13 protein-coding genes are annotated in these 14,303 nt (G+C 62.1%); 3 read left to right on the top strand and 10 right to left on the bottom strand.

All coding sequences use genetic code 11. The features are described from left to right. Window positions 1-194: 194 nt before the first annotated feature. Window positions 195-518: a TfoX/Sxy family protein gene (locus tag AC0L2Z_RS31280; protein ID WP_091591417.1), complete on the bottom strand. Its 324-nt coding sequence runs from the start codon at window positions 516-518 to the stop codon at window positions 195-197. A 90-nt stretch (window positions 519-608) separates the two neighbouring features. Here AC0L2Z_RS31280 and AC0L2Z_RS31275 point away from each other — a divergent pair, with 90 nt between their 5' ends. Next, complete coding sequence (locus AC0L2Z_RS31275; RefSeq protein ID WP_091591419.1) at window positions 609-1,106, top strand: GFA family protein; 498 nt, start codon at window positions 609-611, stop codon at window positions 1,104-1,106. A gap of 194 nt (window positions 1,107-1,300) precedes the next feature. Here the strand turns inward: AC0L2Z_RS31275 and sufA are convergent, their stop codons facing one another. The 7 genes from sufA to AC0L2Z_RS31240 all read right to left on the bottom strand — a co-directional run bounded on the left by sufA (window position 1,301) and on the right by AC0L2Z_RS31240 (window position 8,559). Beyond that, a complete protein-coding gene (sufA, locus tag AC0L2Z_RS31270) occupies window positions 1,301-1,681 on the bottom strand; it encodes a Fe-S cluster assembly scaffold SufA (RefSeq protein ID WP_128168442.1) in 381 nt (126 codons plus the stop codon). An 89-nt stretch (window positions 1,682-1,770) separates the two neighbouring features. Further along, window positions 1,771-2,163, bottom strand: coding sequence for an SUF system Fe-S cluster assembly protein (locus tag AC0L2Z_RS31265; protein ID WP_027154153.1), 393 nt, complete (start codon window positions 2,161-2,163; stop codon window positions 1,771-1,773). 5 nt (window positions 2,164-2,168) lie between these two features. Further along, on the bottom strand, window positions 2,169-3,410 hold the full coding sequence (locus AC0L2Z_RS31260; protein WP_473630179.1) for a cysteine desulfurase: 1,242 nt from the start codon (window positions 3,408-3,410) through the stop codon (window positions 2,169-2,171). A gap of 182 nt (window positions 3,411-3,592) precedes the next feature. Then, window positions 3,593-4,861, bottom strand: a complete 1,269-nt coding sequence (gene sufD, locus AC0L2Z_RS31255) for a Fe-S cluster assembly protein SufD (RefSeq protein ID WP_473630178.1) — start codon at window positions 4,859-4,861, stop codon at window positions 3,593-3,595. A 43-nt stretch (window positions 4,862-4,904) separates the two neighbouring features. Continuing rightward, window positions 4,905-5,660, bottom strand: a complete 756-nt coding sequence (gene sufC / locus AC0L2Z_RS31250) for a Fe-S cluster assembly ATPase SufC (RefSeq protein ID WP_091591425.1) — start codon at window positions 5,658-5,660, stop codon at window positions 4,905-4,907. Window positions 5,661-5,690: 30 nt separating this feature from the next. After that, window positions 5,691-7,208 (bottom strand): Fe-S cluster assembly protein SufB, encoded by a 1,518-nt coding sequence (gene sufB / locus AC0L2Z_RS31245; protein ID WP_023798290.1) that lies wholly within the window; start codon window positions 7,206-7,208, stop codon window positions 5,691-5,693. Window positions 7,209-7,395: 187 nt separating this feature from the next. Further along, window positions 7,396-8,559 (bottom strand): cysteine desulfurase family protein, encoded by a 1,164-nt coding sequence (locus AC0L2Z_RS31240; RefSeq protein WP_473630177.1) that lies wholly within the window; start codon window positions 8,557-8,559, stop codon window positions 7,396-7,398. A gap of 257 nt (window positions 8,560-8,816) precedes the next feature. Here AC0L2Z_RS31240 and AC0L2Z_RS31235 point away from each other — a divergent pair, with 257 nt between their 5' ends. Both AC0L2Z_RS31235 and tyrS read left to right on the top strand, forming a co-directional pair. Then, window positions 8,817-9,491 carry an alpha/beta hydrolase gene (locus AC0L2Z_RS31235; RefSeq protein ID WP_027154148.1) on the top strand — a complete coding sequence of 225 codons (675 nt, stop codon included), beginning with the start codon at window positions 8,817-8,819 and terminating at the stop codon, window positions 9,489-9,491. 205 nt (window positions 9,492-9,696) lie between these two features. Continuing rightward, window positions 9,697-10,950 (top strand): tyrosine--tRNA ligase, encoded by a 1,254-nt coding sequence (tyrS, locus tag AC0L2Z_RS31230; RefSeq protein WP_473630176.1) that lies wholly within the window; start codon window positions 9,697-9,699, stop codon window positions 10,948-10,950. 303 nt (window positions 10,951-11,253) lie between these two features. Here the strand turns inward: tyrS and groL are convergent, their stop codons facing one another. Then, entirely contained in the window at window positions 11,254-12,897 is a 1,644-nt protein-coding gene (gene groL / locus AC0L2Z_RS31225; RefSeq protein WP_027154146.1) for a chaperonin GroEL, read from the bottom strand. A 54-nt stretch (window positions 12,898-12,951) separates the two neighbouring features. After that, the gene (gene hemA / locus AC0L2Z_RS31220; protein WP_473630181.1) at window positions 12,952-14,208 is read right to left on the bottom strand and encodes a 5-aminolevulinate synthase; all 1,257 of its coding nucleotides are present in this window, start codon (window positions 14,206-14,208) and stop codon (window positions 12,952-12,954) included. Window positions 14,209-14,303: the final 95 nt, after the last annotated feature.

Raw genomic sequence — 14,303 nt, 5'->3', positions numbered from 1 at the left:
CCCCCCCCCCCCCCCCCCCCCCCCCCCCCCCCCCCCCCCCCCCCCCCCCCCCCCCCCCCCCCCCCCCCCCCCCGCCGGGGGGGGGGGCGGGGGCGGGGGGCGCCGGCCCCCCCCCCCCCCCCCCCCCCCCCCGGGGGAGAGGGTCGGCGCCAACCTGGAGCGATTGTCTTTAGCTGAGTGGCTAGCGGACGCACCTATTTGCCGGCACGCAGCCCCGCCTCATAGGCCAGGCGTGCCCAGACCGCCATCTCATCCGGGTCGTCGAAGGCGCTGTCGGGAACGCTCCAATACGGCATCGACACCAGCTTGCCGTGCCGCGACCCCGTATAGGTCCATTGCCGGCAGCCGGCCGCCTCGAATTCGGGCGCGCTTTCCGCATCGGCTTTCAGCATCAATTCGTCACGAATGACGATGGCGACGATCACGCCGTCGAAATAGATGCCCTTGCCGCCGAACATCTTGCGAATGCTGACCGGTCCGAGGCCTTCGAAAAGTTCGGCAATGCGTTCATTGTCCATGCGGCGATCATGTCACCCGGATTTCCCCTTGTCATCGCCGCAGCCGGCGCCATCCTGACAAGTTGAAAGCCAATTTCGTCGGAGTTTTTCATGCCGCTTCTGCTCAAAGGGTCCTGCCGGTGCAATGCCGTCCGCTTCGAGGTGGAAAGCCACACGCCGGTGCCGTTCATGCTGTGCTACTGCTCGATCTGCCGCAAGCAGCAGGGCGGCGGTGGCTTTGCCATCAATCTCGGTGCCGATTTCGAGACGCTGAAAATCAAGGGCAAGCGCCATCTTGGCGTCTACCAGGCCGAGATCGAGGACGACGAGCATCCGCAATGCGAGATCTCGTCAGGCGAGCGGAATTTCTGCAAAAAATGTGGTTCGGCACTGTGGCTCTATGACCGGACCTGGCCGGAACTGGTCCACCCCTTCGCCTCGGCGATCGACACAGACCTGCCGAAACCGCCTGAAAAGGTGCACCTCATGCTGAAATACAAGGCGAACTGGGTCGAGCCCGAAATCGGCAAGGACGACAAGGTCTTCGACGTCTATCCCGAGGAATCGATCGCAGACTGGCACAAACGAACGGGAATGTGGGTGGATTAGGTCCCTTCTCCCCGTTTACATAGGCTAAGCCCCCTCACCCGGATTGCCAACCGAATTGCGAAGGGCAATTCGGGGCAATCCGACCTCTCCCCGAGGGGAGAGGAGGTGGCCAGCGTTGATGCAAGCCTCTTCTCCCCAGCGGGGAGAAGGTGGCCCGAAGGGCCGGATGAGTGAGACACGGGGGCGAAGGAAGATCAGGCCGATGCGCGCGCCTCGGCCAGGGCCTTCAGATCGGCCGGCTTGAGCTCCACCGATTCGCCGCAGCCGCAGGCCGAGCTCTGGTTCGGGTTGCGGAAGGTGAAGCCGGTGCGCAGCGTCGTCTGCTCGAAATCCATCTCGGTGCCGAACAGGAAAAGCGCTGCCTCAGGCGCGACATAGACATGGGCGCCGTCGCGCTCGATATGATCGTCCTTGGTGTTGGGCTCGGTCACCAGATCGACCGTATATTCCATACCGGCGCAGCCGCCCTTCTTGATGCCAAGGCGAATGCCATGCGCATTCTCACGGGTCGCGACGATCTCGCGAACCCGATCGGCAGCCCTTTCGGTCATCGTGATGACGGCGAAGCGTCCCATTCTTTTTCTCCGCGTTCGCGCAGGTTCAAGGCCTGCGGAATGAGTCTTCACCTAAAATGGTGAAGTTTTCTGCCTGGCGCAAGTGCGCCTCAATACCAGCCCACCGCGACCTGCGCCTCTTCCGACATGCGGTCGGGCGACCAGGGCGGATCGAAGGTCATGTTGACCTCGACGCCGGAAACGCCTTCGACGGCGCCGACGGCATTTTCCACCCAGCCCGGCATTTCGCCGGCCACCGGGCAGCCCGGCGCGGTCAGGGTCATGTCGATCTTGACCGAGCGGTCGTCCTCGATGTCGATCTTGTAGATCAGGCCGAGCTCATAGATGTCGGCCGGGATTTCTGGGTCGTAGACCGTCTTCAGCGCCGAAACGATGTCGTCGGTCAGCCGTGCCAGTTCGTCGGCGGGAATGGCCGAGGCGGAAACCACCTCATTGGTTACCGTTTCCGACGTGGTCTCAGCGGTGTGGCCTGCATCATCCATGATCGTCATCCGAAGAACTTTCGCGCTTTTTCGAGCGCATCGGCCAAAGCGTCGACTTCGGCTCTGGTGTTATACATGCCGAACGATGCCCTGCATGTGGAGGTTACGCCAAAACGTTTCAACAGCGGCTGGGCGCAATGGGTGCCGGCACGGACGGCGACGCCTTGCCTGTCGATCACCATCGACACGTCGTGGGCATGAATGCCTTGCAGCTCGAAGGAGATGATGGCGCCCTTGTCAGGCGCATCGCCGAAGATGCGCAGCGAATTGATGGCGCGCAGCCGCTGATGGGCATAATCCCTGAGATCGGCCTCGTGGGCGGCGATGCGCTCGCGGCCGATCTTTTCCATATATTCGAGCGCCGCACCCAGCCCGATCGCCTGGACGATCGGCGGCGTGCCGGCCTCGAAACGGTGCGGCGGATCGTTGTAGGTGACGATGTCTTGCGTCACCTCCTCGATCATCTCGCCGCCGCCCATGAACGGGCGCATGCGCTCCAGCATGTCCTTCTTGCCGTAGAGCACGCCGATGCCCGAGGGCCCATAAACCTTGTGGCCGGTGAAGACGAAGAAATCGCAGTCGAGGTCCTGCACGTCGATCGGCATGTGCACGGCGCTCTGGCTGCCATCGACCAGCACCGGAATGCCGCGCGCATGCGCGATACGGACGATCTCCTTGATCGGCGTCACCGTGCCCAGCGCATTCGACATGTGCGTGATGGCGACCAGTTTTGTGCGATCGCTCAGCCGCTTCTCGAACTCCTCGATATGGAAGACGCCGAGATCGTCGATCGGCACCCAGACCAGCTTCGCGCCCTGGCGCTCGCGGATGAAATGCCACGGCACGATGTTGGAATGGTGTTCCATGATCGACAGGGCTATTTCATCGCCCTCGCCGATATTGGGCATGCCATAACCATAAGCAACGGTGTTGATCGCCGCGGTCGTGTTCGAGGTGAAGACGATGTTGTCGGTGCTTGGCGCGTTGAGAAATCTTTGCACTATCTTGCGCGCGTTCTCAAAGGCGTCGGTCGAGGCATTCGACAGGAAATGCAGCCCGCGATGGACGTTGGCATATTCCTGGGCGTAGGCGTGCTGGATGGCGTCGAGCACGGCCTGCGGCTTCTGCGCCGAAGCGCCGTTGTCGAGATAGACCAGCGGTTTGCCGTAGACTTCCCGCGACAGGATCGGAAAGTCGCGGCGGATCGCCTCGACGTCGTAGGGGATGTTTTCGACTTTCTGGTCCATCTCGAAGTCCTTGCTACGCCGCGTTCCTTCCAGCACCCCTCATCCGTCTTGGCGCTTCGCGCCAATCCACCTTCTCCCACAAGGGGAGAAGGAGAGGCGCTCTTCCTTCTCCCCTGGGAGAAGGTGTCGCCGAAGGCGACGGATGAGGGGTGCTGGCCGAGGCGCCAAACCCTCACCCACTGTCAACCGTGCGCCGCGAACCAGCCGTCGAGCCTCGTTTCCAGCGCCTCGACGATCGCCTCGTCGTCCAGTTCCTCGATCACCTCGGCGACGAAGGCCTTGACCAGCAGGCCACGAGCGGCCTTCTCGTCGATGCCGCGCGCCATCAGGTAGAACAAGTGGCTATGATCGATCTCGGTGACGGTGGCGCCGTGGCCGCAGACGACGTCGTCGGCGAAGATTTCGAGCTCAGGCTTGGTCGAGAACTCGCCGTCATCCGACAGAAGCAGCGTGTTGCAGGCCATCTTGGCGTTGGTCTTCTGCGCGTATTGGTGGACGTTGATGCGTCCCTGGAAGACGCCGCGCGCTCTTCCCGTCACCACGTTGCGGATCACTTCCGTCGAAGCCGTATGTGGCACCGCATGGTCGAGCACCATGGTCACGTCGGTATGGGTGTCACCGGCCAGCAGGTTGATGCCGCGCAGCGTGAAATCGGCGCCTTCGCCGGTCGTCCTGACCACGATCTCCTGGCGCACCAGCTTGCCGCCGGCGTTCATCACGAACAGCGTCAGCTTCGCATTCTTGCCGAGATGCGCCTTGAACTGGGCAAGATGCGTCGCCGTATCCGGCTGCTCCTGCACGATCAGCCAGGTCACCTCGGCGCCCTCGTCAAGCAGAAGCTGGCTGACCGAACTCACGAGTGCGGCGCCCTCGCCCGCCTGGCGCTCGACGATCACGGCCTTGGCGCCGGCGCCGACGCGGACGCTGAGGCGGACATGCGTCTGGCCGCCGGCCTGCAGGTTCTGCAGTTCGATCGGCTTGTCCAGTTCGGTGCCGTCGGCAATGTCGACAAAATAGCCGTCGGCAACGAAAGCGGTGTTCAGCGCGCCGATGGCATCGTCGGCGCCATAGAGGTCGAGGCCTGGTGCGATGCTGCCGTCGGTCAGCTTCTCCGACAGGCGCTGCACGGCGATGCCCTCGATTTCAGGCATTTTCGCACTCGACACGCCGTTGAACACCGGCAGGACAGCGGATCCTTCGACGACAGGCGCAATGGCTTTTGGGGCGGCTGCGGGATCGAAATCCGGAACCGAAGTCAACAGGCGGCGCAGGTCGGTGTAGTGCCAGGATTCGATGCGCCGCGTCGGCAGACCGCTCTTGATCGCCTCGATGGCGTCGTCGCGCTTCAACATCACCGTGCCGTCGCCGGGCAGCAACGACAGCCGGTCGCTGAAGGCGTCGATCAGCGCCGTTTCGGCCGGCGTTCGCTGGGGTGTCATGTGTATATTCATCCGTCTCGCCTTGTTTGGCTTGCCTTCCTGGCCTTCTGGCATCTCACGCAGCTTGGCCGATCACGCCGGCATAGCCATTGGCCTCGAGGTCGAGCGCCAGCGACTTGTCGCCCGACTTGACCACCTGGCCCCTGTACAGCACGTGCACACTATCCGGCACGATGTACTGAAGCAGGCGCTGGTAGTGGGTGATGATGACGATGGCGCGGTCCGGCGCGCGCAACGCGTTGACGCCTTCCGAAACGATCTTCAGCGCATCGATGTCGAGGCCGGAATCGGTCTCGTCGAGCACACAGAGTTTTGGCTCCAGAAGCTTCATCTGCAGGATCTCGGCGCGCTTCTTCTCGCCGCCGGAAAAGCCGACATTGAGCGGCCGCTTCAGCATCGCCATGTCCATGTCGAGCAAGGCGGCGGCATCCTTCACGCGCTTCAGGAATTCCGGGATCTTCAGCGGCTCCTCGCCGCGCGCCTTGCGCTGCTCGTTCATCGCCACTTTCAGGAATTCCATCGTCGCCACACCGGGTATCTCCATCGGATACTGGAAGGCGAGAAAAATGCCTGATGTGGCGCGCTCGGCAGGATCCATTTCGAGGATCGACCGGCCGTTGTAGAGGATGTCGCCTTCGGTGACCTCGTAGTCCTCGCGCCCGGCGAGGATGTAGGACAGCGTCGATTTTCCCGAGCCGTTCGGCCCCATGATGGCGGCGACCTCGCCGGCTTTCACCGTCAGGTTCAGGCCGCGGATGATCTCGGTGCCGTCATCGACGATGCGAGCATGCAAATTTCTGATTTCAAGCATTTTTTCTTTTCCTGAAAATTTTCGGTCCGGTCAGCCGACCGAGCCCTCGAGGCTGATCCCAATCAGCTTCTGCGCCTCGACCGCGAATTCCATCGGCAGTTGCTGGATGACGTCCTTGACGAAGCCGTTGACGATCAGCGCGATCGCCTCTTCTTCGGGAATGCCGCGCTGCATGACGTAGAACTTCTGGTCCTCGGAAATCTTCGACGTCGTCGCCTCATGCTCGAACTGCGCCGTTGCGTTCTTGGCTTCCATGTAGGGCACGGTGTGCGCGCCGCACTGGTCGCCGATCAGCAGCGAGTCGCAGTTGGTGAAGTTGCGGGCGTTGGTCGCCTTGCGGTGCGCCGAGACCTGGCCGCGATAGGTGTTCTGCGAGAAGCCGGCGGCGATGCCCTTGGAGATGATGCGGCTCGACGTGTTCTTGCCGAGATGGATCATCTTGGTGCCGCTGTCGACCTGCTGGTAGCCGTTCGACACGGCGATCGAATAGAACTCGCCGCTGGAATCGTCACCGCGCAGGATGCAGCTCGGATATTTCCAGGTGATCGCCGAGCCGGTCTCGACCTGCGTCCATGAAATCTTCGAACGGTGGCCGCGGCAGTCGCCGCGCTTGGTGACGAAATTGTAGATGCCGCCCTTGCCTTCGGCGTCGCCGGGGTACCAGTTCTGCACCGTCGAGTATTTGATCTCGGCATCGTCGAGCGCGATCAGTTCGACAACCGCAGCGTGAAGCTGGTTCTCGTCGCGCTGCGGCGCCGTGCAGCCTTCGAGATAGGAGACGTAGGCCCCTTCCTCGGCGATGATCAGCGTGCGCTCGAACTGGCCGGTGTTCTTCTCGTTCATGCGGAAATAGGTCGACAGTTCCATCGGGCAGCGCACGCCCTTGGGCACGAAGACGAAAGAACCGTCGGTGAACACCGCCGAATTCAGCGTGGCGTAGAAATTGTCCGAAGTCGGCACGACCGAGCCGAGATACTTCTTCACCAGATCCGGGTGCTCGCGGATGGCTTCCGAGATCGAGCAGAAGATGACGCCGGCCTGCGCCAGCTCCTTCTTGAAGGTGGTGACGACGGACACGGAATCGAACACGGCGTCGACGGCGACGCGGCCCGACTTGTAGACATTGTCGCTGGCTTCCTCGAGTTCCGACGCGTCGGTCTTCTGCACACCGGCGAGGATCTCCTGTTCCCTCAGCGGGATGCCGAGCTTTTCATAGACCCTCAACAGTTCGGGGTCGACGTCGCTCAGCGATGTCGGTCCTGGCGTGCTCTTGGGCGCCGCATAATAGTAGAGGTCCTGGAAATCGATCTTTGGATAGTGGACGCGCGCCCATTTCGGCTCGTCCAGCGTCACCCAGCGCCGATACGCTTCCAGACGCCATTCCAGCATCCAGGACGGCTCGTCCTTCTTCGCCGAAATGAAGCGGATAATGTCTTCACTCAGGCCCTTTGGGGCCTTGTCCATCGCGATTTCGGTCTGGAATCCGTATTTGTATTGGTCGACGTCGATCTTTCGAACCCGATCGATCGTGTCCTGCACAGCAGGCATCAGCGTTCTCCATCCACGCCGGGGTCAAGGCCCGGCAGTTTTCAAACTATGGCACCGCGAAACCAGTACCCGCGAGGCACCCGAGGCGGCGTAAGTTCCATATAGTGCGTCCCTGCCGGGAATTCACCCGGCCACCATGAAACGCACGGCTCTACCAGGCCAAAAAGCCTGCGTTTGTTTGCCGCGCTCAGGCGGCTTCTTCCCTGCCTGCGCGGCGTGAGGCAATGCCGGCCAATGCAGTGCGGAACAGTTCGATGTCCTGCGCGCTCGTTGCGTGGCCGATGGACACGCGCAAAGCGCCAAGGCTGTCATTGTATCCCATGGCTTTCAGCACATGGCTCGGGCCGACCTTGCCCGACGAACAGGCGGAACCGGCCGACAGCGCCACGCCGGCGAGGTCGAAGGCGATCTGCGCCGTCTCGGCCTTGATGCCCGCAATAGCGAAGAATGTCGTGTTGGCAAGCCTCGGCGCGCCGGTTCCGAAGATCTCCGCATCCGGCACCAGCGTTTTCACGATCGCCTCGATCTCATCGCGGCGGCTGCCGACGGCGTCGATGCGCTTCAATCCGATCAGGGCCTCGCGCGCCGCTGCGCCAAAGCCGACAATCGCGGCCAGGTTTTCGGTGCCGCCGCGATGACCCTTTTCCTGGCCGCCGCCGGCGATCAACGGCCTTGGCATCATCAGATCCGCGGCGGCGACGATGGCGCCAATGCCCATGGGGCCGCCAATCTTGTGCGAAGACAGAATCAAGTAATCGGCATAACCCGCTGACACATCGAGCGGAATGCGACCGGCTGCCTGCACGGCGTCGACGACCAGGATGCCGCCTGCCGCCTTGACGATTTCGGCAATGCGCCCGACCGGCTGGATGACGCCGGTCTCGTTGTTGGCGGCATGGATCGCCACCAGCGGCAGGCCGTCCGCCTTGTCATGACGGCCAAGTGCCGCCGCCAGCGCGTCCAGCCTGACAATGCCGTCGGCGTCGACGCCGATGCGTGTTACCCGGGCTGCCGGAAAGCGCCCGCCGTTCAGCACACAAGGATGATCGGCTTCGCACACATAGAGCCGGCTCATGCGGACAGTGCCGCGCCCCATCTGCCAATCCGGCGTCAGCAGCGTCGAGGCGGCTTCCGTCGCACCGGAGGTGAACACGACATGCTCGGCGCCGGCGTTGACCAGCAGCGCCACATCGCGCCTTGCATTCTCGATCAGCCGTCGTGCGGCACGACCTTCGGCATGGACCGACGACGGGTTGGCGGCAATATCGAGCGCGGCAATCATTGCCGTGCGCGCCGCAGCAAGCAGCGGCGCGCTGGCATTGTAGTCGAGATAGGCGCGTCTTCCGGCCATTTTCGTTTCGATCGGTCCCTTCAAGAGCCATTCCGCGAGGATAGCGCGTTATTTCCTTGAAATTGCAAGGCAAGCCGTCCTATTTACGCGACTTGCGGCGTGGATGGCCGAACCACGACGTTTTGGCCACCCAGTTTTGAACAATTCTAAACTAGCTTCTAAGAAGACGCTCGCCCTGCGTCAAGGCCTGGGAAGACTGGGGCCAGAGGAAGAGTTGTTCCAAGCACCGCGCATTCTTATGCCATGTGGAGTATTTTATGCCTGAGGTCATTTTCACCGGTCCGGCCGGCCGCCTGGAGGGTCGCTACCAGCCTTCCAAGGAAAAGAGCGCGCCGATCGCCATCATCCTGCACCCGCACCCACAGTTCGGCGGCACGATGAACAACAAGATCGTCTACGACCTCTTCTACATGTTCCAGAAGCGGGATTTCACCACGCTGCGCTTCAATTTCCGCGGCATCGGCCGCAGCCAGGGCGAATTCGACCACGGCACCGGCGAATTGTCGGATGCGGCCGCGGCACTTGACTGGGTGCAGTCGCTGCATCCGGATTCCAAGAGCTGCTGGGTCGCCGGCTATTCGTTCGGCTCGTGGATCGGCATGCAGCTTCTGATGCGCCGGCCGGAGATCGAAGGCTTCATCTCGATCGCGCCGCAGCCCAACACCTATGATTTCTCGTTCCTGGCGCCCTGCCCGTCGTCCGGCCTCATCATCCATGGCGACGCCGACAAGGTCGCGCCGCCAAAGGACGTGCAGGGGCTGGTCGACAAGCTGCACACGCAAAAGGGCATCACCATCACCCAGAAGACCTTGCCCGGCGCCAACCATTTCTTCTCCAACGATGCGGACCTCTTGCTCCAGGAATGCGCGGACTATCTCGATCGCCGTCTGGCAGGCGAGTTGTCCGACCCGCGGCCGAAACGGTTGAGATAGGCCGAACAGCGAAGATATCTCCGGCATCTCGCGTCGGGCTCTGTCGCAGGATATGGCATTCGATTCGAAGCCGTGCGGCGCCGTTACAGCGGTCAGGTGGAAAAACCGGATTCCCCTTTTGCTGACCGCGCTTGGATGCTAAACGCCCGCGTTCACGCATGCCACGCCCGATCCGCTTCGGTTGGGCGCTTTCGGGAAAGAAAAAATGTCCGCCTTCAAATCCGATTTCCTGCGCGTAATGAGCGAGCGTGGTTTCATCCACCAGATTTCGGATGATGCCGGCCTCGACCAGCTTTTCGCCAGGGAAACGGTGACCGCCTATGTCGGCTACGATGCCACCGCGACCAGCCTGCATATCGGCAATCTGATATCCGCGACCATGCTCTACTGGCTGCAGGAGACCGGCCACCGGCCGATCGCACTGATGGGCGGCGGCACTTCGATGATCGGCGATCCTTCCTTCCGCGACGACCAGCGCAAGCTTTTGACGCCTGAGGCCATCGCCACCAACATCGAGGGCATCAAGCGCATCTTCGGCCGCATCCTGCGTTTCGGCGACGGTCCAAACGACGCGATTATGGTCAACAATGCCGACTGGCTGATGAAGCTCAACTATGTCGAGTTCCTGCGCGATGTCGGCCGGCATTTTTCGGTCAACCGCATGCTGACCTTCGACAGCGTCAAGCTGAGGCTCGAGCGCGAGCAATCGCTGTCGTTCCTCGAATTCAATTACATGATCCTGCAGGGCTATGATTTCGTCGAGCTCAGCCGGCGCTATGGCTGCTGCCTGCAGATGGGCGGATCGGACCAGTGGGGCAATATCATCAACGGCGTCGATCTCGGACACCGCATGGGCACACCGCAGCTTTATGCCCTGACCACACCGCTGCTGACCACGTCGTCAGGCGCCAAGATGGGCAAATCGGCCAAGGGCGCGGTCTGGCTGAACGGCGACCTCTACTCGCCCTATGATTTCTGGCAGTACTGGCGCAACACCGAGGACGCCGACGTCACGCGCTTCCTCAAGATTTTCACCCGCCTGCCGCTCAGCGAGATCGCGCGGCTCGCCGCGCTTGGCGGCTCCGAGATCAATGAGGCCAAGAAGGTCCTGGCCACGGAAACGACGGCCATCGTGCACGGCCGCGAGGCAGCCGAGCAAGCCGAGGAAACCGCGCGCAAGACGTTTGAAGAAGGCGCGCTGGCCGAAACGCTGCCGACCGTCGAGGTCGGCAAGGCCGATCTGGAAAGCGGCGTCGGCATATTGTCGCTGTTCGTTGCCGCCGGGCTTGCCGCGTCCAACGGCGAGGCGCGGCGACACATCCAGGGCGGCGCCGTGCGGCTGAACGACCAGTCCGTGTCCGACGATCGCCGGTTGGTGACAATTGAGGATCTAGGTCCGGAACAAGTCGTAAAGCTGTCGCTCGGCAAGAAAAAACACGTTCTGGTGCGGCCGGTCTGACCAGCGCTTGATCGATCTCGATGGAATCGGGATGGGGCTTCATTAGTCCTTTCCCGAAACCGGTTTCACATCTTGCTGCGCTGACCTTCGGTTCGGGATCACGGCCCAGGTAAAACCTAATCAGGTAGGTACTGAGAAGGGCCGAGATGGGTGAATATTGCCATTCGTCTCATCTATCGGAGCGAGCAGGTAGCCCCATAAGCCGACACCTTGGATACCGTGATCCTCGACGACTTGTCTCACCTCGACAGCGGACGAGATCATTGTTGACGGCGGCGAGCCCGGATTACGACCGCGAAGCGGTCAGAAATCCAAATCCATATCGTGATGATGATGCTCGTGACCGGGAAGTTCCGGCGGCGGCGGGCCAGGCACTTCGGCCACCATCGCCTCCGTCATGATGAGGAGGCCTGCCACCGAGGCTGCGCCCTGGAGCGCCGTTCGCACCACCTTGGCTGGGTCGATGATGCCCTTTGACACCAGATCCGCGTACACGCCCGATTGGGCATCGTAGCCATAGGCGTTGTCGTCGTTTTCGAGGATCCCGGCGATGACGACCGAGCCTTCCAGGCCGGCATTGATCGCGATTTGCCGAGCCGGCCAGGTGATCGCCTTCCTGACGATCGCGATGCCGACCTGCTGGTCCTCGTTGCTGCCCTTGAGCTTCTTGAGCGCCCTGCCGGCGCGCAGTAAGGCGACCCCACCGCCGGGGAGAATGCCCTCTGCAACCGCGGCTCTTGTCGCGTTCATCGCGTCATCGATGCGATCCTTCTTCTCCCTGACCTCGACTTCGGTTGCACCGCCGACCCGGATAACGGCGACGCCACCGGCGAGCCTGGCCAGCCGCTCCTGGAGGTTCTCGCGGTCGAAATCGGAGGTGGTTTCAGCAAGCTCGAGCTTGATCTCGGCGATGCGGGCCTCGATGCTTTCCCGCTCGCCGGCGCCGCCGACGATCGTGGTGTTTGCCTTGTCGATCATCACCTTCTTGGTGCGCCCGAGCATATCGAGGGAAGCATGTTCGAGCTTGATGCCCAAATCCTCGGAGATCACCGTTCCGCCGGTCATCAGCGCGAGATCCTGCAGCATCGCCTTGCGGCGGTTTCCGTAGGCCGGCGCCTTCACGGCTGCAACCTTGAGAGCGCCGCGCAACTTGTTGACCACCAGCGCCGCCATCACCTCACTCTCGACATCCTCGGCGATGATGAGCAGCGGCTTGCCGGCCTGCACCACCTTCTCCAGCAGCGGCAGTATTTCGTTCAGACTGGACAGTTTCTTCTCGCTGACGAGGACATAGGCATCCTGCATCTCGACCCGCATCTTTGCGCGATTGGTGATGAAATGGGGCGAGATATAGCCGCGGTCGAACTGCATGCCCTCGACGAATTCGAGTTCGGTTTCGAGCGACGTCCCGTCCTCGACAGTGATCACGCCGTCATTGCCGACCCTCTTCATGGCGTCGGCGAGGCAGCGGCCGATCTCCCTGTCGCCGTTGGCCGAGATGGTCCCGACTTGCGCAATCTCGACGTTCGAGGTGACCTTCGTGGCGTTGTTTTTGAGTTCCGCGACGACGGCTTCGACCGCGAGATCGATGCCGCGTTTCAGGTCCATGGGATTCATGCCGGCGGCCACCGCCTTGGCGCCCTCCCGGGCGATCGCATGCGCGAGCACGACGGCGGTGGTCGTGCCGTCGCCGGCCTGATGGGAGGTTTTTGTTGCTATCTCGCGCACCATCTGGGCGCCCATGTTCTCGAACTTGTTGTCGAGTTCGATTTCCCTGGCGACGGTCACGCCGTCCTTCGTGACCCTTGGCGCGCCGTGCTCCCTGCCGATCGCGACGTTGCGCCCCCGCGGGCCAAGCGTGACGCTCACCGCATTCGCCAGGATGTCAATGCCGCGCAGCATTCTGTCGCGAGCTTCGAACGAGAACATGATTTCCTTGGCAGCCATTTCCTTGATCCTTAAGACCAATCTTCGGGGAACGGCGAAGCTTCATTCGGCCGCTCAGGCGAGATTGTCCCGTGGCAGCCCGAGCCGATTCCAGACATCGAACAAAGCTGCCGCGAGCCGATCAATCATGATGTCCTCATGACAGGGTGTCGGCGTGATGCGCAGCCGCTCAGTTCCCTTCGCCACAGTCGGATAATTGATCGGCTGGATATAGATGTCGTGATCGCTCAGCAGCAGGTCGCTCGCCGCTTTGCAATGCGCCGGATCGCCGACTGCCACCGGAACGATATGGGTGTCGCTCAGGATGACCGGCAGCGCAGCGGCACCCAGCGCCGCCTTGACCCGCCGGACGCGATCCTGCTGGCGCTTGCGCTCCCAGTGCGAGGTTTTCAGATGCCGGATCGCCGCTGTGGCCGCGGCGCAGATCGCCGGCGGCAACGCGCTGGTGAAGACTAAACCCGGAGCATAGGAACGAACCGCATCGATCAGCACAGCACTTCCCGTGATATAGCCGCCGAGGCAGCCGAAGGCCTTGGCGAGCGTGCCTTCGATCACATCGATCCGGTTCATGGCGCCGTCGCGCGCGGCGATGCCGGCGCCGCGAGGGCCGTACATGCCCACAGCATGGACCTCGTCGAGATAGGTCATTGCGCCGTAACGATCGGCGATTTCGCAAATGCGATTGATTGGCGCGACGTCGCCGTCCATCGAATAGAGACTTTCGAAGACGATGAGTTTTGGCCGATCCGGACCCGCTGCCTTCAACAATTCCTCGAGATGATCGACGTCGTTGTGGCGGAAGATGCTCTTCTGCGTACCGGACTGACGGATGCCTTCGATCATCGAATTGTGGTTGAGCGCATCGGACAGGATCAGACAACCGGGGATCAGCTTGGCGATGGTCGAGATGCCAGTCTGGTTCGAAACATAGCCGGACGTAAAGACCAGTGCCGCCTCCTTGCCGTGGAGATCGGCAAGCTCGCTCTCGAGCTCTAGGAGCGGATGGCTGGTGCCGGAGATATTGCGCGTCCCGCCGGCCCCCGTTCCCAGGCGGGTAGCAGTCTCCACCATGGCGGCGACCACTTTTGGGTGTTGTCCCATCCCGAGATAGTCGTTGGAGCACCAGATCACGACGTCCTTCGGTCCATGCGGGGAATGCCACACGGCATTGGGAAAGCGTCCGGCGACGCGCTCAAGGTCCGCGAACACACGGTAGCGCCGTTCCTCCTGCAGACGCGCGATCGCATCTGCAAAGAAACCGTCATAACTCGTATTGCCTGGCACCAAGATACGGCCTTGCCCATCGGCCATAGCGCCCGCATCTCCGGTCATCGGAGGTCCAAATCGCCGCGGCGCAAGGACGTTCTTTACGCCGCCAGGTTTGCCGGTGTGCAACGCTGTGGGTT

Source organism: Mesorhizobium sp. WSM4850, assembly GCF_055811735.1.
The sequence above is the reverse complement of the archived record's forward strand: the minus strand, read 5'-3'. Positions and strand labels throughout refer to the sequence as shown.